Raw genomic sequence first — 18,032 nt, forward strand, 5'->3', positions numbered from 1 at the left:
AAAGGTAACTTTGCCTTTGCAACAATCCCCAAATGCTGCATTTTTAACCTATTTGTATTGTTTTTTTATGAAGTTGTACCACAAGCTTTCACAAATTAGCTTTTTAAAAAAGAGTTATGCCTTCAAATTTTTATTTGTTGCGTTTATTGGTATACATATTCCTCTAATCGGAATTTTGTTTTTTGTCCTTTATTATAATAGTGCTATCTCTCCAACTTCTATTTTAGTTTTTTCTTTGATAATGACTTTGTTGGCTACTTTAATAACATTGTTGATTTTGAATCAATTGATAAAACCTATAGCAATTGCATCAAAATCTTTGAACGATTACAGAAACAATCGAAGATTATCTGTTTTACCAACCGGATACTCTGATGAAGCGGGATTGTTAATGTGTAATATTCAGGAATCTATTTATGAAGCCGAAAGTTTTATCAACGAAAAACAGGATCTGATTTATATGCTTTCGCATGATTTGAAAAACTTTGCAGGAAATCCGCAGGGTCTGGCAAAATTAATTATTGAGGAAAATCCATCACAATCTGTAAAAGATATGGCTGCTTTAATTTGCGAATCGACTGATTTGCAATTTAGATATATCGAAAACTTTATTAAGTTGTTAAACGAACAAGACCAGGTTGTAAGATTAAATCAGGAATTGAAAACGATTATTTTCCCGAATATTTTGCCCTTTATTAATGAACAGGTTGAGCAGCGTTTATTGGATAAAAATATAAAATTAAGCCTAAGTGTAGAATTGGAAGAAGCTAAACTTAGAATTGATGAAGGTTTATTGGTTCAGGTTTTGGTTAACTTAATAAGTAATGCTATTAAGTTTTCTTATTTTGATAGTGAAATTAAAGTAAGAATGTACATTGAAAATGACCAGTTGATCATTACTGTTACTGATAACGGAATTGGTTTTGATAAAAATCAAATTAATGAATTGTTTAAGAAATTTACCAAAATGAGCCGATTAGGAACTGCAAAAGAAACTTCAACCGGAATTGGTTTGTATTTATGCAAAAAAATAATCGAAAGAAACCAAGGTGAATTAACCGCTGCCAGCGAAGGAAAAAACAAAGGAGCTGAATTTAAAATTGTATTTGAAATTTAGTTTTTCCTCCTTTTTATAATTTCATAGTTGATAATTGTAAAGAAATAAAAACAAGAATCGGCTGTAATTTTTCCAAGAATAATTCCGAAGAAATAATTTCCGCATAAAATCGGCATCCAATACATGCAAAATGGGCGAACTACCAAAAAGTCTAAAAAGGCAGGATATCCAAATTCTAACGCCAGGTTTTTTATAAGAGATATAACATCTTTTAATGTCGTAGTTTTTTCTAAAATCTTATTTTGCTTCGCTAATTTCCTGTATGAAGTAAAGATTATTACACCATAAAAAGCAAAATATTCTGCAAACGTAATCAAATATGCAGTTGTTAATCCGCTATAAATTTTACTGAAAAGTGATGTTAAAAGTGCAGCACTTGTACTGGCTAACTCCGCATATTTATATCGGTTAAACCATTCTTTAAAATTTGATTTTGTAAGCATTTCGAAAAAAAGATTCTAAGATTCTAAGTTGCTAAGGTACTAAGATTACTTTTGAAAAGCTGATGTTTCTCATTCCAGCAAAATTATATAAGAAAAAAACTTAGAACCTCAGAACCTTAAAACTACCATAGTTGATGAACAGAAGGTTTTATATATTCTTCATAAATAGCGTTCATAGCCGAAATTTTTTCAGGAGTTAATTTTGGCTGATCATAAACTGATAAATTAGACAAAACATGACTTGTTTTTGAAGCTCCAGGAATAATACAGCTAATATCTTCAAAACCTAAAATCCATTGCAAGGCATACGGTGCCAGATTTTCAGCTTCGGGAAATAATGCTTTTAATTCCTGAACTGCTTTTAAGCCTAAATTATAATCAATTCCTGAAAAAGTTTCACCTTTATCAAAGGCTTCTCCATTTCTATTAAAATTACGATGATCATCTGCTTCAAAAGTTGTTTTTGCATCAAATTTGCCTGTTAAAAGTCCGCTTGCTAAGGGAACTCTGGCAATTATTCCGATATCTTTTTTTCTGGCTTCTGAGAAAAACAATTGCGACGGACGCTGACGAAATAAATTAAAAATAATCTGAACCGTTGTAACATTCGAATATTCAATTGCTTTCAAAGCTTCTTCGACTTTTTCGACGCTTACGCCAAGATTTAAAATCTTGCCCTGATCTTTTAAACGATCAAACATTTCGAAAATCTCAGGTCGGTAATAAACTTCGGTAGGAGGACAGTGTAGCTGAATCAGATCTAGTGTTTCCAATCCCATTCTTTTTAAACTGTCTTCAACATATTTCTGAAGCACTTTTGGCTGATAACCTTCATTTACATGCGGATTAATTTGTCGCCCACATTTTGTAGCGACATATATACGCTCAGATCTTGAACGAACGACACGCCCAACGGCAGTTTCGCTCAATCCATTTTCGTAAACATCGGCAGTATCAATAAAATTAACGCCGTTATCAATTGCAGTATTCAAAAGTTCGTCTGCTGTTTTATTATCAAACGGAGATCCCCATTTCCCTCCAACTTGCCAGGTGCCAAGTGAGATTTCTGATATATTGAAGTTTGTTTTTCCTAGTTTTCTGTAGTTCATTTCTTTAAGGTTCAGAGGTTCATAGTAGCAAAGGTTCAAAGGCTTTCTGTAGAGGCGCACTGCAGTGCGTCTTTTTTGCCCACAGATTTTACGGATTGAGCAGATTAACACAGGTTTTTTAAAGTTGTAAGAATTTGAGTTTCTAAGTTGCTGATTTTTTAGCTCAATAAGAAACTTAGAAACTTAGTGCCTTAGCGACTTAGTGGCTAATTCCTCAATCAAATAAATCCGAAGATAAATAACGATCACCGCGGTCGCAGATAACGGCAACAATAACTCCGGATTCTAATTGTTCGGCGATTTTTAGGGCAACTGCAACAGAACCCCCGCTGCTCATTCCGGCGAAAACACCTTCTTCAAGAGCTAATCTTTTTGTCATTTCTCTGGCTTCTTCTTCGCTTACATCAACAACAGTATCTACTTTTGAAGCATCAAAAATTTTCGGTAAATATTCTTGTGGCCATTTGCGGATTCCTGGAATTTGAGATCCGTCGCTTGGCTGCGCGCCAATGATTTGAATGGCGGGATTTTTTTCTTTTAAATAAGTCGAAGTTCCAATAATAGTTCCTGTCGTTCCCATTGCCGAAACAAAATGCGTTACAGTTCCGTCAGTATCATTCCAGATTTCAGGACCTGTAGTTTTGTAATGCGCTTTCCAGTTATCATCATTTGCAAACTGATTTAGCATGATATATCCGCCTTGTGCGACTTTTTTATCGGCATAATCACGCGAACCAATAATTCCTTCGCTGGCAGGTGTTAAAATTACTGTAGCGCCATATGCACGCATTGTTTGAGTGCGTTCTTTTGTAGAATCTTCCGGTAAAACCAGTTCTATTTCAATTTGAAACAATTGCGCGATCATTGCAAGAGCAATTCCGGTATTTCCGCTTGTAGCTTCAATTAGTTTATCTCCTTTTTTAATGTCGCCTCTTTCAAGAGCCGATGCAATCATATTGTATGCTGCTCTGTCTTTTACGCTTCCGCCTGGATTATTCCCCTCTAATTTCAGTAAAAGTTTTACGTTTTTATTTTTAACCAAATTGACAGTTTCCATCAATGGAGTATTTCCAATTAGGTTTAGCAATTTCTGTGGACCCATTATTTTATTTCTTTTATTTTAACTTCAGTTGTAGTGGTATTCATGACAATAGAACCTGCAGGAATAGATTTTGTTACCCAGGCATTTCCGCCAATAATACTGTTTTTGCCAATTGTAGTCTGACCACCCAAAATAGTGGCGTTGGCATAAATGCAAACATTTTTTTCTACAGTTGGATGACGTTTTGCATTTTTCATTTCCTTGCTTACGCTCAATGCGCCAAGTGTAACTCCCTGATAAATTTTTACGTTTTTTTCAATCACGGTAGTTTCTCCAATAACAATTCCCGTTGCGTGATCAATAAAAAATGGCGAGGCAATTTGTGCACCGGCATGAATATCGGTTCCGGTAATACGGTGTGCATATTCGCTCATTAATCTCGAAAACAACAATAAATCAAGCTGATATAATTCATGGCTTAATCTGTAAATCGCAATGGCATAAAAACCAGGATAGCCTAAATAAACTTCATCAATACTATTTGATGCTGGATCATTTTCTAAGATATATTCTGCATCCTGATTTAGTTTTTCCAGAACGCCGGGCAATTTTTCCAGGAAACGATCCCAGATAGATTCGCACATATTTTGAGGCTTTTTACAGGCCAGAACAGCTATTTCCTTAAAACGTATTTCGAGTTCGTCGATACTTTGATCTAAAGGCGCATTTGAATCAAAAAGAGTATAAAAAAGCTTTTCGGTAAAATCTTCAGTTTTAGTTTTGATTCCGTAATTTATATTTAAATGGCTTTTTAAAGCTTTTATATTCTCTATGATGGTATTTTTTGACACAATTATAAAAATTGGATGAATAATTTTGAAACGTTAAAAGTAAGGCGTTTTTTGTAAATAAAGGCACGAATTAACTAAAGAAATTTTGTTTTAAGAATTCTATTTGTGATAAATAAAAGATTTTTGAAAGGCAATAATTTATATGATTCTTAAGAAGTTAAATGTGTAATTTAGCCAGTCAAATATATTAAAAATGAAAAATAATCAGACTTTTAAGAGCGCTATTTCTAACCTGTCTTTTCCTGCAAACGAAAAAGTTTCAGGAAAATCTATCCATGATCCTATTTTAGGACTTATTATTCAGGATCATCCTTCTTTTTGTGATGCTGATTTTATTGCTGTTAAAGAATTAAATGACTACCGCCAGAAATATGTTTCAAATTATTTATCTACAGAAATTGGTACATTATCTGATCTTGAAAAAAGTGTTATTACCTCTTTAAAAGAAGATAAATCAATTGTAAGTATTGTAGAAGATGAAGAAGAAACGAGAAGTTTTGGTCAAAAAATAGCCGATAAAGTAGCTGATTTTGGCGGAAGCTGGACTTTTATCATTTCGTTTTTGCTTTTTATTGTCATTTGGATCAGTTCAAATGTTTATATTTTGGTGAATAAAGGATTTGATCCTTATCCGTTTATTTTGCTGAATTTGATTTTATCCTGTATTGCAGCTTTGCAGGCTCCGGTAATTATGATGAGCCAAAATCGTCAGGAAGAAAAAGACAGAACCCGTGCCAAAAAAGATTACATGATCAATCTGAAATCTGAACTTGAAATCAGAATGATTCATGATAAAATTGATCATTTGATTATGCATCAGCAACAGGAATTAATCGAAATTCAGAAAGTACAAATCGAAATGATGAACGATATTCTGAATCAGATTAAGAAATAATTCAGGTTAAAAAATTAAAAATAAAAGTGTTTGAAGTAATATCCGACAACCATAAATAAGCCATTTATGACAGCTGAAACCCAAAGCATTTTTTGATTGTTTTTTGATTTTTGGAAAAGATATAAAGCTCCAAATCCGAAAAATAAAAGGGTAGAATAAAGTGCCGGATACATCTTAAAAGCAGCAAAAAAATCACCCTGAAAAAGTAAGAATAATGCGCGTTGAAAACCGCAGCCCAGACACTCGATTCCGAACAGCGTTTTGAACAAACAAGGCAGCATAAATTTCTCTAAATTCAAAGCGATTATTTTTTACAATTTTACAAAAAAATATCCGATAACATTGCAGGAGGTAGGAACTAGTATTTTAAAGTTTCATACTTTTGGATTCTTATACTTTAAAATATGAAAGCTTTTAAAATTTTAATAATGATACTTGCCATTTCGGTTGCCTTATATGAGCAGGTTTCGGCAGAAAAAAATATCTATATTATGGTAGTTGCTATTGCAGTTTTCATGTATGGAATGATGCAGCTGAGTGCAAAAACACCAAGTAAAAATCAAGAAAAAGAGGAGCATGATGTTGAATAAAGGAGATAAGGTTTCCGTTTTAGACGAAGCCATAAACGGAACAGTTGTTTCGGTAAAAAACAAGGAAGTTTTGATCGAAACTGAAGATGGATTTTTGATGACATTTTTTGTCAATGAATTACTTAAAATGCAAGATTCCAGTAATTTAATGAATTCTATTAAAAGAATTAATTTAGAAGAAATTTCAAAAGAGAAAACGGAGCCAAAACCAAGAAGTTTTGTAAAAGAAAAGAAAGATAAACGCGAAATTGCCGCTCCGGAATTTGATTTGCACATTGAAAAACTGGTTCCTAATAAACGTGGAATGTCAAATTATGACATCTTGACTCTGCAGACAGAAACGGCAAAAAGACACATCGAATTTGCGATTAGAAATCGAATTCCGAAAATTGTTTTTATTCACGGAGTTGGCGAAGGAATCTTAAAAGCGGAACTTGATTTTTTATTAGGCCGTTATGACGGAATAGATTTTCAGGATGCCAATTATCAAAAATATGGGTTGGGAGCAACAGAAGTTTATATTAAGCAAAACAATAAATAAGATTGTTTATTGAATTGAAAACACTCAAAATAAAGCATAAAAAAACATCCGTTTTTAAAGTCAATTTCGATGAGAAATCAATTTTAAAAACGGATGTTTTTTTTTGTAAGAATTTATAGCTTTGAAAAGAACTGGATTATTTAGTTTGCAACACTTGTTGAAAACGATCCTATTGCAAAAGTGTTCCCTAATCTAAAGCTGCTGTTTCCTTTTTGAAGTGTTACATTTTTAAGTACAATTGTGTGCTTAAATGCATTTGGTCCATCCGTAGTAGTGGTTACTTCAATAGAACCATTTGTGTCTGTAGCTCCAGTCCATGTTTCTTTTAAAGATGGAGTTGATGGAGTAGTAGTCTGGCAAAAATAATCTTCGGTCAAAGTACTGTTGTAAACTCGGTATAAAAGTTTATTATTGGTAGCACCTATCACCGCTGTTCTTGGCTGATTTAATGGAGTAACAGTGTTTTGAATTAAACCAGATTCTACAGCATCAATTGTTATAGCTGCTCCAGATACAATAAAATTATAAATTTGTCCTGATGTAGTACATTGTGCTGCTGTTTCATCAAATGTTAAATCTAATGTGGTTTCCAATTTTGTAGAAAAGTCTCCAAATACAATTTCAGGTACAGTTACATCGACACCGGAAACAGAATAAGTAACATTTTTAATTATAATGTTATGACTATATCCATTAATTCTCGTAGCATTATTAGCGTCGGGTTCTGTTGCTGTTTGTACGGTTTCTATTTCTATTAACCCTGATTTAGCATACCATTCATCGATAACTTTAGGCGATGTTGGCGGTATTAAACTACAAATGTATGTTCCTGCTATTGTTCCGTCATAACCTCTGTAAACAAGTCTGTAACTACTATTGTCAATATTGTATTGATTTGGCACGCCTACGGGTGTTGGGTTTTCAGGAAAAGTATTTTCAGGTACTTGCAATAGTAATGATTCCTGAGTTTTAAGTTTATAAACCAATAAATTCTCATCAGTACAGCTTGCAGAGTTTGTAATTTTACTAAAGTCAACGTTATCAACAGTTATATCACCATCATCGCAACCATTTAATAAAAATGCGAATAACAGTAAGCTTGCATATTTTCTCATCATAATTTTATTTGGGTCAAAAATAGTGAAAAATTTGGCAAATGATATTTAAGAATTCACAATTGATATTTCTTAACTTTGCACCAATGAAAAAAGTATATCTCGATAACGCCTCAACTACAGCCTTGCGACCTGAAGTTATTCACGAAATGACAAAAGTGATGACTGAAGATTTTGGTAATCCCTCATCTACGCACAGTTTTGGACGAAATGGAAAAACTATTTTAGAACTTTCCAGAAAAAGTATTGCAAAACAGTTAAATTGTTCTGCACAGGAAATTATATTTACATCCGGCGGTACAGAAGCTGATAACTGGATTCTTCGTTCGGCAGTTGAAGATTTAAAAGTGACCCGTATTATAACTTCAAAAATTGAACATCATGCGGTTTTATATGCCGTTTTAGCTTTACAATCAGATTATGGTATTCAGGTTGATTATGTTGATGTAAATCATGACGGAAGTATCGATTTAACACATTTATCAAGTTTATTATCTGAGGATAAAAAAACGATTGTCAGTTTAATGCACGTAAACAACGAAACAGGCGCTATTTTAGATCTTGACAGAGTTAGTGTTATTTGCAGGCAATACAATACTTTATTTCATTCAGATACTGTTCAGTCTGTGGGTAAAACCGAAATCGATTTGCAAAAAACTACTGTTGACTTTATTGTTGCAAGCGCGCACAAATTTCATGGACCAAAAGGAATTGGTTTTGTTTTTATTCGTAAAAACTCAGGTTTGCAACCATTAATTTTTGGTGGAGAACAGGAAAAAGGACTTCGCGCAGGAACCGAAGCGGTACATCAAATTGCCGGAATGGCAAAAGCCTTGTCTGTTTCCTATGAAAATTTAGAGGAAGAAAGAAAATATATTTCCGACTTGAAAATGTATCTTATTCAACAATTAGAAATTCATTTTCCGGGTTTTAGAATTAACGGTAAAAAAGAAGATTTTTATAATATCATCAATATCATTTTACCTTTTTCTGAAGATAAAACTTCGATGTTATTATTTAGTCTGGATATGAAAGGAATTGCTGTTTCCAGAGGAAGCGCCTGCCAGTCAGGAAGTATAAAGCCTTCACATGTTTTAAAAGAAATGCTTTCGGAAACGGATTTAAAATTACCAAATCTCCGAATTTCATTTAGTCATTATAATACCAAAGAAGATATTGACTGGCTAATTCAAAGTTTGAAAACTCTTTAAAAAGGTACAAAGAGACAGAGTTGCAAAGGGATTGGGATTCAAAGGTTTATTGATTGTTTAATAATTAGTATTATTTTTTATTTTTAAAAAAAAAGTAAGAATTAGTTTATTAATTTATTGAAATATGTATTTTTGCAATCAATTAATAAATCTAAAAGACATGAAGGTTAAAATGTTATCGCTATTGTTGAGCTTTTCAAGCTTATTATCTGTAGCACAAGAAAAAATCAAGTATTCTAAGGAAGACGTTAAAAAAATGGAAATGTATCTTTTTAATGAAGGATTTTCAGGACCTTCTTCTAAAAAAATATCTACAGTATTACTCAAAGATGGTACTATACATAAAGGATATTGCAAAGATATTGATACTAAAAAAGGACAAATCTATGCAATATCATTAAAAGACAGCGTAACTAAAAAAGAAGAAACTTTTAAAGCAGAAGATGTCAAAGAAATGTATGTTCTTCCTAGTAACTTTGAAAAAGGCATGAAAGTAGGCAAGTACATGAGTAATATTAGAAATATTGGTACTAAAAAACTAGATAAAAGTACAACAAACGAGCATATTCACTTTGTTAATGAAACTGTTTCTTTAAAAAACAAAAAAGAAAATAAGGAGTTTTTGATGCAAGTTTTAAACCCTGATTTTGATAAGATCATAGCAGTTTATCACGATCCAAATGCTAAAGAAACAGGCGGATTTGTTGCACCCGGAGGATTAAAATTAGGAGGTGGCGTTACTAAATCTTTTTATGTAAAAAAAGGAGAGAAAGTAATATGGCTTCACAAAGATGATTTTGAAGACAATTATGATTTTCTTTTTGGAGATAATGCTGCGTTTATGAAAAAATATCCTAAAAACTCTACTGATTGGGGGTATTTAAGTTTTTTAATAAATGAATATACTATAATGAGTAGTTAATACTTTTTTAGAAAATTTAAAAGAGGATGTTTCACAACTTGAAATAACCTCTTTTTTTTATTTAAACTTCTCGAAGCATGGGCTCAAATATTCAATTATCAGGGGCTTATTTTAGTTGTGATTATGTATCTTTAGCTTTGAAAACTGATTTAGGCTCTAAATCTAGTCTCTAAAATTATTTCCTTATCACTTTTACCTGCGAATCATTGGTCAATTTGATGATTGTCGAAGGTTTTCCTCCTATTTTATCATGATTTAATTTTACTACATAATCAACTCCTTTGATGATTTCAGGATTAATATCTTTGAAAGCAATAGGAGTGGGCTGTCCGGAAATATTAGCCGAAGTCGAAACCAATGGTTTTTTCATTCGCTCTAATAATTTAAAGCAAAAAGGCTCTTTTACAATACGCACTGCAAGCGAATTATCAGCTGCAATGATGTTTTTAGCGACATTTCTGGGTTCATCTAATATTAGAGTAGTTGGTTTTTCTGATAAATCTAAAATTTGCCAGGCAACTTCAGGAATATTTTTAAAAACATTGTACATCATTTTTTCGCCATTCATCAAAACAATCATGCTTTGTGTTTCGGCACGCTGTTTAAGTTTGTATATTTTGGCAACAGCTTCAGGATTTGTAGCATCACAACCAATTCCCCATACGGTATCAGTTGGGTAAAGTATTATTCCGCCTTCTTTTATAACTTCGTAAGCGTTGTGTATTTCTTCGTTCATTATTTTAGTGTTAAATACTGATTTTTATTTTTTGTTTTGTCTAAAGATTTTGGTTTTAAATTATTTAAACAAAATTTTAATTGTGTAGTAAACAGGTATAATTATTAATTTATAATAGTGTCAATAAATTGGCTATTTATAAATGTCAAAAATAAACTATTTTTGGACTTTAAAATATCTGGGTCGAATGAAAATTTTATATTTCTAATCTGATAAGCTTTATTTTTAGAATTCGTATCAATTTTGATCCATAATAAAATAAGATTTTCTATAATTTAATTAATTATTATAAAGTTATTTTTTGTAGTAGAACCTAGTAAGATATATTTTAAAGTATTTTCTAAAATAGCTATTTAAATAAAACATAAAACAATACAATAAGAATGTTTAAAACAATAAAGTTATATTTTAGGTTAAAATTTTTGGCTAAAAAGCTGAGAAAAGAAAATAAACAATTCGATTTTATTGGTAACTTAAAATACGATTCAAACGTTATTATAGTTGATACTAAAGTCCCTGAATTTGATAAAGATTCAGGTTCAAGACGATTGACAGAAATTATAAAATTACTGATTGCAAATAAGATTGGTGTTTTTTTACTGGCAGATTTTAAAGAATACCGTTTTGCAACAAATTATGTCCAATATTTTAAAGATCTGGGAGTTGTAGTTTATGAGCCAAGTATAAACAATTCAGGAAAATTAATCACTAAAAATGATTTTCTAAAACAAGTTCTTCCATTTGCGAATTTTGCATGGCTGCACAGACCGGAAATTTTTGAAAAATATTATCCAATTGTGAAGAAGAATAAGCCAGATTTAAAAATATTTTTTGACATGGTTGATTTTCATTATCTACGATTTAAAAGAGAATATGAATTGACAGCAAATCCTGACATAATGAAAAATGCGGATAAGTATCTGAAGTTAGAATTGGATAATTGTCAAAAAGCAGATAAAATCATTGTAATTTCTGATATTGAAAAAGAAACTCTAAAGGATTTTTATACAGAAGATTCTAAAATAGTAAGTATTGGAAACATTCATCAATATATAGAAAATAAAAATCCGGTATCTTTTGAAGATCGAAAAGATTTATTGTTTATTGGAGGCTTTGATCATAAACCAAATGTTGATGCAGTGCAATATTTATCTAATGAAATAATGCCGTTATTATGGAAATCAGAGCCCGAAATTTCAATTTCAATCATTGGTAGTAATCCGCCGGAATCGATATTAAAGCTGAATTCAGATAAATTCAAAATAATAGGATTCGCAAAAGAAGTTTCGCCTTATTTTTTAAATTCACGAATTTTTCTAGCCCCGCTTCGTTATGGTGCCGGAATTAAAGGTAAAATTGGGCAAAGTTTAGAATTTGGCCTTCCATTGGTCACAACAAGTATTGGTGCAGAAGGTTTCAATTTTAAAGAAAATAGAAATATTATAGTCGGAAATACAAGTCAGGAGATTGTTGAGAATATACTTTTACTATATAAAAACAAAGAAGTATGGGAAAAGATAAGCTCTGATTCTAAAAAAGTTATAGAACCTTTTTCTATCAATACCATCGAAAATAAAATTTTAAGTTTAGTGAAATAATTTACAGCTTAAATATGGTTTTTACCCAATTTTCAATAGTATATTTATAATAAACGGCATCACTTAAAGGTTGGTATGGAGTTTTAAAAAAATCGGGGTTTATATCTATCTCTGAGTTTTCGTCAAGGATCAAAATATTATTCGGATTATAGAAATCATATTCAGCAATCGATTTATTTGTGGTTATAATTTTCTTTTGCATTGCTAAAGCTTCGAATATTCTAAAACTTAGTCCGTTATGACCATGTCTTATTAGATCTAAGTACACATTTGAGTTTTCTAATTCTTCCATTAAAGCATCAATAAAAATGGGCTTTTTGGTGTAAATTATATTATCATTTATATTTTTTGGTCTTTTCTTTCCTGTAATAATAAATTTAAACGCAATAGCATTGTCCGATAAATAATTGGCAATTTTGTTTAATAAATGCAACCTTTCATCTATTGATAAAATAATGAATATGCTATTATTTATTTTAGAAAGAGGCTGAATCTCTTTCTTTTCTAAATAGATATAATTAGTGATGAAATTGAAGCCAAATTTTTTGCAGTCTTGTAAATCAAAAGAATATATCTTGTCGAAAATTTTGTCTTTTAATAAATCGTCTATAGGAAAACGAGTACAGCTATCATAAATGTAGGTGATATATTTATCCGTATAATTTTTTATTTTTAGATGAGTTTGTTTTGTCAGCCGATCGGGTCTTATAATTAAAATGATATCCTGACGACCTAATTTTTCAAGACGGTTTAAGATATCTTTTTCTAGTTCAATTTTTTTTATATTCTTTTTAAACAATATTTTGTTTAAAAAATTAGTTATCTTACTAAAAATATTTGGGTATTCGTATTTGTATTTCGATATATCAATATGATGTTTTTCAATATTTTGACGTTTTAATTCGAGTACAATATTTTGATCAAAGGAGAAAAAGTCAAAACTTATTAAACAAATTTTCATATTGGAATTTTTTTAAAGGCTTATGGTTAATTACAGATAATTAATTTGGAAAGTTTTTTTATCAATTTTAAAATCTATTCAAAATTAAATAAACAATTGGAACTGATTAAAAAAAAGAATAAGATTAAAAAAAAACTTGTACGCAACCATTTAAAAATAAAGTTGTCTACTAAATATATTATTGTTGATTAATAACAAAAATAGAGATTTAATAATAAATTGCAAGGAATTTTATAGCGAAGTTAATGGAAGGAAAGATACAGGTAGGATATTTAGTTTCATACGATTACGAGTTGCTAAAAAATGCAATACCAACAGTTTACAGTGATTCGGATACTGTTTTTTTAGCAATTGACAGCAACAGAAAAACATGGAAAGGCCAAACTATAGAAATTAAGGAGGATTTTTTTAAGTGGATTGAAGATTTTGATACGCAAAAAAAGATTGTCATATATGAAGAAGAGTTTTATATCCAGGGACTTACTGCAATGGAATGTGAAATCCGGGAGCGTAAAATGCTTGCCCATAAAATGGGAATTGGAAACTGGCTAATTCAACTTGATTCTGATGAGTATTTTTATGATTTTAGAAAATTTGTTTCTTTTTTAAAAGCAAAAAACGATCTGCTAATTAACCCTGAAAATAAGATCGTTCAAATATGCGGATTCAAAATTAACTTATATAAATATGTAGAGGAAGGTGTTTTATACGTTGATAAACTAGATAAGTTTATGATTGCAACAAACTATCCAAATTATAAAATTGGAAGACACGCCAAATGTAGATCTATTTATACAGATTCTGTTGCACTGCACGATTGTTTGTCGAGATCAAGAGAAGATTTAGTTCAAAAAATAGAAAACTGGGGACATAATGACGAGATCAACAAAAATGAATTTATGAGTAAATGGGATTCGGTTTCGATATCAAATTACAAACAAATTCGCGGGTTCTTCTATTTAGATCCAATGCATTGGAAAACGTTAGAATTCATGAAAGGAAATTCTCTTCAGGAATTGTTAAGTAATTTTAAATTAAGCAATAAAATTAATATTGGAAAATTCTTTTTACTAAGAAAGAATTTCGGACAATGGTTTAAGTTTCTAATGAAAAAAAAGATTAAGGCTTAAAATAAAATTTGTTTATATACCTCTAAATAATCAGCAGCTGCAACTTTCCAGTCGAAACTTGAGGCTCTTTTTTTCATTAGAGTCTCCATTTCGTTTTTATTAGCATTAAAGTGGTCTAATCCATCAAAAAGTACATTTTTCATATATTCAGGATCAAAATTAGTCCAATAACTTGCAACATCGCCACCAATTTCAGGCAAAGAAGTTTTGTCTGATAAAAATACCGGTTTGCCAAAGCTCATCGCTTCAATAGGTGGTAAACCAAAACCTTCTCTTATAGAAGGAAAAAGAAAGGCAGCGCAGTTTTTCATATAATATTGTTTGCCTTCATCGCTCACTTTTCCGGTTAAAAAAACATGGTTTTTAAGGCCATTATTTTCAATTAGTTTTCTAATAACCTCGCCGTATTTTTTGGTGTCATTTCCGGAAATAATCAAATTATAATCTTTTATTAATTTCATCATATTAATAATAGATGTATAATTTTTTCTTTCAATAAAATCTCCGATGGTATAAAAGAAAGGCTTGTCTACAGGAACATTACTTATAAAATTTGATGTGTCTAGCAGTGTAGATATCGGATTTCCGTTATAAATGATGTGTTCCGGAACATTAGGAACTTTAAAATAATCATGTGTTTGCTTTTTTGCAAACTCAGAGATATAAGTAATAGCATTCGCTCTGGCTAATTTTTCAATAAACAGGCGATTGCGTTTATGATTCATATCTGATGAAATTTCTTCAACAAAATTTACATCATGAATTGTAAGTAAGTATTTTGTGTTTTTTCGCGGTTCTAATTTAGAATTTTGGTTAACTGAATGCCATAAATCATATTTATCCATAGGTCTAAAGTGCTTATACCTATGAAACGATCTGTATTTGTGATATTCAAATTTAGCTCCAAATTCATTTTTAAGTAAATCAGGTTTGCCAGAATTAAGATGAAGCTCTAAGTCGTCAAAAGAAAGATGTTGTAGACCTTTAATAAGTTCATAGTTAAAAGTTCCTAAGCCAGTAGCTCTGTTGTTTATATTATGGGTTTCTAAAAAGACTCTTTTTTTGTGTGACATTACTTAATTTTTTCACGAAAATACAATATTAATTTGATGTGTTAAATTGTATATGTATTTTTGTTGTTTATAAAAATATACTGATGAATTTTAAAGTAAATCCCGCTTTTGAAAATAGTACCCTATCTGTACTTGATAATATTAAAACGTTTAATAATTCAGGAACTCTTTTTGGAAATGGTGATCGAAATAAAATAAAATTGTTTGAACTGAATGGAACTACAATTAATATCAAATCTTTTAAAATACCAAATATCGTAAATAAAATTGCTTACAAATATTTTCGAAAGTCAAAAGCAAGACGTTCGTTTGAATTTGCAACTATTTTATTAGAAAAAGGTATTGGAACTCCGCAGCCAATTGCATTTCTTGAAAATTTTAATGCTATTGGTTTAAAAGACAGTTATTATGCAAGTGAGCATTTAATTACTGAATTAACCTATAGAGAACTCGTAGAAATTCCTGATTATCCGGATCATGATAATATACTAAGACAGTTTTCGAAATTTACTTTCGATTTACATCAAAAAGGGGTTGAGTTTTTAGATCATTCGCCAGGAAATACTTTAATCAAAAAAACGACTGGCAATAAATATGATTTTTTTCTGGTTGATTTAAACCGAATGAACTTTCATGCAGATATGACTTTTGAACAACGCATGAATAATTTTAGACGCTTAACGCCTCATAAAGAAATGATTGCGGTTATGAGTAACGAATACTCAAAGTTTTATAAAGATAAAACAGAAGCTGAAATTTTCGACACTATGTGGAAAGCAACGGTAGATTTTCAAGAAGAATTCGCCAGAAAGAAAAGACTGAAAAAGAAGCTTAAATTTTGGAAGTCTTAGCTTGTTTAATAATTTTTTTAAGTTCCTGATAGCGTACAAAAACGCTTAAAGCATTTAAATAACAGATAATAATTCCTTTTCGGCCATCCAGAACTCCTAATCGTAAAAAATACTGATTTAAAAATTTATAAGCAGGGCGTAGATAGAAATGATAAAAGCTTGGTTTTGTGTTTTTTATAAATTGTTCTTGTGCTTTTAATTTTCCATAAAAAATCATTTTTTGCTTGTATTCGTTGTAACTGGAATACGAGTAATGATTCAGTTTATGTTTTAATTTTTTTGTTTTTCCGTTTACGATTAATTTTTCATGCACAATTTTATTGACATTATAATGTGCATGTTCTTTTTTGAAAAGTCGGATGATTTTGTCAGTTTGCCAGCCGCTGAAACGTATTTTTTTGTTTTTGAACATAAAATTTCGATAAACAAAATAAGCCGAAGCGCTGTCTTTTTGATTTATCGTAAAATCTATTTCCTGTTTAAGTTTAGGCGTCAATCTTTCATCGGCGTCAATAAAAAGAATCCATGAATTTGTGGCGAGACTTAAGGCAAAATTACGTTGTAAGGCAAAATTATCAAATGTGCGCTGAAATATTTTTACATTTTTAAATCCTGAAACAACCTCAAAAGTTTTATCGGTACTAAAAGAATCTACTACAATTATCTCATCGGCAAAAGCCAAATCATCAAGAAGTGTTTTTATGTTCGACTCTTCATTGTAAGTAATGATTAAAACTGTTAACCGCTGTTTTTCTGCCAAAACCATTTTATTTTGTGCTAAGATTTTGGATTAAAAAAGACTCAATTTTAGCTGTAAAAAATTCTGGTTTAAATTCTTTGTATAGAGATAATGCGTCTTTTTTAAGCATTTTTTCAGTTTTATTTTCAAATAAATCAGGACGATAATCTTTTAGATGTACCGAAAGATGATGGATTCCGTCTTCAAAGGTGGCCCAGATTTTCTTTTCAATCCACGGAGAAAAAATAATAAACGAAGGTTTTTCGAGCGCTTTTGCCATATTTATAGCTCCTCCGTCATTACCAATTATAAAATCGCATTGATTTACAATACCAATAAAAGAACGTAAATCGCCCCCTAGTAAATCAAAATAAATTTTTTCCTGAGTTGAAGGTTTGCAGGCATTAAAAACAGTTTTGGCCTCTTCGAGCTGCTTTGGGAAATAATTAAAAAGAATATTTACATCGGCATTATCAGCAACATAATCAATAACTTTTGCCATGAAGTCTAAAGGATATGTTTTTAGTTTTTCACTTCCCAAAAGACTAATCATAACTGTTTTTCGATCTTTTCGAACCAGGTGTTTTTCAAAAATTGCAATTGCTTCCTGATTTTCTTTTTCTGAAACAAACAATTTAGGAATTGGATCTATTTTAATTTTTAAATCCAAAGGTTCCAATAACGAAAGTCGCCTCTCTATTGCTAAGCCCAAGTTTGTTTTAGGAAAAGGTTCAAACGGAACATTGTCTGTATATAGAAAGTTTCTTCCCGGTTTTTTATATGATATTTTTCTTTTGGCATTACTTAATAAAACCAAAATCCAGCTTTCTAATTTTGAATAAGCATCGATTAACAGATCGTATTTTTCTTTACGAATCTGAAAGGCAAGATTTAATAATTCCTTTTTGCTTTTTCGATGTTTTTCTTCAAAAAGAATAATATTATCAATACTTAAATTCCCTTCCAAAACAGGAGTTGTTGAGGAATAAACCAAATAATCGATTTGAGCGTCAGGATAGGCAGCACGCAAATTGTTGCATATAATGCTGCTGACTAAAACATCACCAATCATTTTTTGCTGAATTACAAGTATCTTCATTTATGTGGT

At 30.8% G+C, this 18,032-nt stretch carries 20 protein-coding genes; 9 read left to right on the forward strand and 11 right to left on the reverse strand.

The window, feature by feature from the left end; translation table 11 throughout:
* Positions 1 to 241 precede the first annotated feature (241 nt).
* Entirely contained in the window at positions 242 to 1,117 is an 876-nt protein-coding gene (locus RT99_RS07755) for a sensor histidine kinase KdpD (protein ID WP_242607187.1), read from the forward strand.
* Here the strand turns inward: RT99_RS07755 and RT99_RS07760 are convergent.
* The 4 genes from RT99_RS07760 to epsC all read right to left on the reverse strand — a co-directional run bounded on the left by RT99_RS07760 (position 1,114) and on the right by epsC (position 4,562).
* On the reverse strand, positions 1,114 to 1,560 hold the full coding sequence (locus RT99_RS07760; RefSeq protein WP_042564167.1) for a hypothetical protein: 447 nt from the start codon (positions 1,558 to 1,560) through the stop codon (positions 1,114 to 1,116). The genes RT99_RS07755 and RT99_RS07760 overlap by 4 nt on opposite strands.
* A 122-nt stretch (positions 1,561 to 1,682) precedes the next feature.
* On the reverse strand, positions 1,683 to 2,669 hold the full coding sequence (locus RT99_RS07765) for an aldo/keto reductase (RefSeq protein ID WP_042564168.1): 987 nt from the start codon (positions 2,667 to 2,669) through the stop codon (positions 1,683 to 1,685).
* Between the two features lie 214 nt (positions 2,670 to 2,883).
* A complete protein-coding gene (gene cysM / locus RT99_RS07770; RefSeq protein WP_042564169.1) occupies positions 2,884 to 3,771 on the reverse strand; it encodes a cysteine synthase CysM in 888 nt (295 codons plus the stop codon).
* Positions 3,771 to 4,562, reverse strand: a complete 792-nt coding sequence (epsC, locus tag RT99_RS07775; protein WP_042564170.1) for a serine O-acetyltransferase EpsC — start codon at positions 4,560 to 4,562, stop codon at positions 3,771 to 3,773. Before epsC ends, cysM begins: the two co-directional genes overlap by 1 nt.
* Before the next feature lie 193 nt (positions 4,563 to 4,755).
* Here epsC and RT99_RS07780 point away from each other — a divergent pair, with 193 nt between their 5' ends.
* On the forward strand, positions 4,756 to 5,457 hold the full coding sequence (locus tag RT99_RS07780) for a DUF1003 domain-containing protein (protein WP_042564171.1): 702 nt from the start codon (positions 4,756 to 4,758) through the stop codon (positions 5,455 to 5,457).
* A 14-nt stretch (positions 5,458 to 5,471) separates the two neighbouring features.
* On the opposite strand, the gene RT99_RS07785 is transcribed toward RT99_RS07780, so the two are convergent.
* Positions 5,472 to 5,756, reverse strand: coding sequence for a DUF2752 domain-containing protein (locus RT99_RS07785; RefSeq protein WP_042564172.1), 285 nt, complete (start codon positions 5,754 to 5,756; stop codon positions 5,472 to 5,474).
* A gap of 105 nt (positions 5,757 to 5,861) precedes the next feature.
* On the opposite strand from RT99_RS07785, the gene RT99_RS07790 reads away from it, so the two are divergent.
* Both RT99_RS07790 and RT99_RS07795 read left to right on the forward strand, forming a co-directional pair.
* Complete coding sequence (locus RT99_RS07790; RefSeq protein ID WP_042564173.1) at positions 5,862 to 6,047, forward strand: hypothetical protein; 186 nt, start codon at positions 5,862 to 5,864, stop codon at positions 6,045 to 6,047.
* Positions 6,037 to 6,588, forward strand: a complete 552-nt coding sequence (locus RT99_RS07795) for a Smr/MutS family protein (RefSeq protein ID WP_042564174.1) — start codon at positions 6,037 to 6,039, stop codon at positions 6,586 to 6,588. Before RT99_RS07790 ends, RT99_RS07795 begins: the two co-directional genes overlap by 11 nt.
* A 140-nt stretch (positions 6,589 to 6,728) precedes the next feature.
* Here RT99_RS07795 and RT99_RS07800 read toward each other — a convergent pair whose 3' ends face one another.
* The gene (locus RT99_RS07800; RefSeq protein WP_131494902.1) at positions 6,729 to 7,703 is read right to left on the reverse strand and encodes a hypothetical protein; all 975 of its coding nucleotides are present in this window, start codon (positions 7,701 to 7,703) and stop codon (positions 6,729 to 6,731) included.
* Between the two features lie 86 nt (positions 7,704 to 7,789).
* Between RT99_RS07800 and RT99_RS07805 the strand changes: the two genes are divergently transcribed.
* Both RT99_RS07805 and RT99_RS07810 read left to right on the forward strand, forming a co-directional pair.
* Positions 7,790 to 8,914 carry a cysteine desulfurase family protein gene (locus RT99_RS07805; protein ID WP_042564176.1) on the forward strand — a complete coding sequence of 375 codons (1,125 nt, stop codon included), beginning with the start codon at positions 7,790 to 7,792 and terminating at the stop codon, positions 8,912 to 8,914.
* A 160-nt stretch (positions 8,915 to 9,074) separates the two neighbouring features.
* Positions 9,075 to 9,836, forward strand: coding sequence for a hypothetical protein (locus RT99_RS07810; RefSeq protein WP_042564177.1), 762 nt, complete (start codon positions 9,075 to 9,077; stop codon positions 9,834 to 9,836).
* Between the two features lie 175 nt (positions 9,837 to 10,011).
* On the opposite strand, the gene RT99_RS07815 is transcribed toward RT99_RS07810, so the two are convergent.
* Positions 10,012 to 10,572: an L-threonylcarbamoyladenylate synthase gene (locus RT99_RS07815; protein ID WP_042564178.1), complete on the reverse strand. Its 561-nt coding sequence runs from the start codon at positions 10,570 to 10,572 to the stop codon at positions 10,012 to 10,014.
* Between the two features lie 422 nt (positions 10,573 to 10,994).
* Here RT99_RS07815 and RT99_RS07820 point away from each other — a divergent pair, with 422 nt between their 5' ends.
* The gene (locus RT99_RS07820; RefSeq protein WP_165587189.1) at positions 10,995 to 12,170 is read left to right on the forward strand and encodes a glycosyltransferase; all 1,176 of its coding nucleotides are present in this window, start codon (positions 10,995 to 10,997) and stop codon (positions 12,168 to 12,170) included.
* 1 nt (position 12,171) lies between these two features.
* Here the strand turns inward: RT99_RS07820 and RT99_RS07825 are convergent, their stop codons facing one another.
* Positions 12,172 to 12,969, reverse strand: coding sequence for a hypothetical protein (locus RT99_RS07825; RefSeq protein WP_131494903.1), 798 nt, complete (start codon positions 12,967 to 12,969; stop codon positions 12,172 to 12,174).
* 407 nt (positions 12,970 to 13,376) lie between these two features.
* On the opposite strand from RT99_RS07825, the gene RT99_RS07830 reads away from it, so the two are divergent.
* Positions 13,377 to 14,261: a hypothetical protein gene (locus RT99_RS07830; RefSeq protein WP_042564181.1), complete on the forward strand. Its 885-nt coding sequence runs from the start codon at positions 13,377 to 13,379 to the stop codon at positions 14,259 to 14,261.
* Here RT99_RS07830 and RT99_RS07835 read toward each other — a convergent pair.
* Positions 14,258 to 15,334 carry a glycosyltransferase family 1 protein gene (locus tag RT99_RS07835; RefSeq protein ID WP_042564182.1) on the reverse strand — a complete coding sequence of 359 codons (1,077 nt, stop codon included), beginning with the start codon at positions 15,332 to 15,334 and terminating at the stop codon, positions 14,258 to 14,260. The genes RT99_RS07830 and RT99_RS07835 overlap by 4 nt on opposite strands.
* Positions 15,335 to 15,417: 83 nt before the next feature.
* Between RT99_RS07835 and RT99_RS07840 the strand changes: the two genes are divergently transcribed.
* Complete coding sequence (locus RT99_RS07840) at positions 15,418 to 16,185, forward strand: hypothetical protein (protein ID WP_042564183.1); 768 nt, start codon at positions 15,418 to 15,420, stop codon at positions 16,183 to 16,185.
* Here RT99_RS07840 and RT99_RS07845 read toward each other — a convergent pair.
* Together RT99_RS07845 and RT99_RS07850 are read right to left on the reverse strand one after the other, a co-directional pair.
* Positions 16,166 to 16,951 (reverse strand): glycosyltransferase family 2 protein, encoded by a 786-nt coding sequence (locus RT99_RS07845; protein WP_042564184.1) that lies wholly within the window; start codon positions 16,949 to 16,951, stop codon positions 16,166 to 16,168. The two genes, RT99_RS07840 and RT99_RS07845, sit on opposite strands and share 20 nt — an antisense overlap.
* Position 16,952: 1 nt before the next feature.
* A complete protein-coding gene (locus RT99_RS07850; RefSeq protein WP_042564185.1) occupies positions 16,953 to 18,023 on the reverse strand; it encodes a glycosyltransferase family 9 protein in 1,071 nt (356 codons plus the stop codon).
* Positions 18,024 to 18,032 lie beyond the last annotated feature (9 nt).

The sequence above is a fragment of the Flavobacterium sp. MEB061 genome (genome assembly GCF_000834715.1).
GTDB lineage: Bacteria > Bacteroidota > Bacteroidia > Flavobacteriales > Flavobacteriaceae > Flavobacterium > Flavobacterium pectinovorum.

Excerpts from the sequence above, each read along its gene's own strand:
- RT99_RS07835 (WP_042564182.1), bottom strand. The coding sequence starts at position 15,334 with ATGTCACACAAAAAAAGAGTCTTTTTAGAAACCCATAATATAAACAAC.
- RT99_RS07815 (WP_042564178.1), bottom strand. The coding sequence starts at position 10,572 with ATGAACGAAGAAATACACAACGCTTACGAAGTTATAAAAGAAGGCGGA.
- RT99_RS07765 (WP_042564168.1), bottom strand. The coding sequence starts at position 2,669 with ATGAACTACAGAAAACTAGGAAAAACAAACTTCAATATATCAGAAATC.
- RT99_RS07795 (WP_042564174.1), top strand. The coding sequence starts at position 6,037 with ATGTTGAATAAAGGAGATAAGGTTTCCGTTTTAGACGAAGCCATAAAC.
- RT99_RS07845 (WP_042564184.1), bottom strand. The coding sequence starts at position 16,951 with ATGGTTTTGGCAGAAAAACAGCGGTTAACAGTTTTAATCATTACTTAC.
- RT99_RS07810 (WP_042564177.1), top strand. The coding sequence starts at position 9,075 with ATGAAGGTTAAAATGTTATCGCTATTGTTGAGCTTTTCAAGCTTATTA.
- RT99_RS07830 (WP_042564181.1), top strand. The coding sequence starts at position 13,377 with ATGGAAGGAAAGATACAGGTAGGATATTTAGTTTCATACGATTACGAG.
- RT99_RS07800 (WP_131494902.1), bottom strand. The coding sequence starts at position 7,703 with ATGAGAAAATATGCAAGCTTACTGTTATTCGCATTTTTATTAAATGGT.
- RT99_RS07755 (WP_242607187.1), top strand. The coding sequence starts at position 242 with ATGACTTTGTTGGCTACTTTAATAACATTGTTGATTTTGAATCAATTG.
- RT99_RS07790 (WP_042564173.1), top strand. The coding sequence starts at position 5,862 with ATGAAAGCTTTTAAAATTTTAATAATGATACTTGCCATTTCGGTTGCC.
- RT99_RS07850 (WP_042564185.1), bottom strand. The coding sequence starts at position 18,023 with ATGAAGATACTTGTAATTCAGCAAAAAATGATTGGTGATGTTTTAGTC.
- RT99_RS07840 (WP_042564183.1), top strand. The coding sequence starts at position 15,418 with ATGAATTTTAAAGTAAATCCCGCTTTTGAAAATAGTACCCTATCTGTA.
- cysM (WP_042564169.1), bottom strand. The coding sequence starts at position 3,771 with ATGGGTCCACAGAAATTGCTAAACCTAATTGGAAATACTCCATTGATG.
- RT99_RS07805 (WP_042564176.1), top strand. The coding sequence starts at position 7,790 with ATGAAAAAAGTATATCTCGATAACGCCTCAACTACAGCCTTGCGACCT.
- RT99_RS07760 (WP_042564167.1), bottom strand. The coding sequence starts at position 1,560 with ATGCTTACAAAATCAAATTTTAAAGAATGGTTTAACCGATATAAATAT.
- RT99_RS07780 (WP_042564171.1), top strand. The coding sequence starts at position 4,756 with ATGAAAAATAATCAGACTTTTAAGAGCGCTATTTCTAACCTGTCTTTT.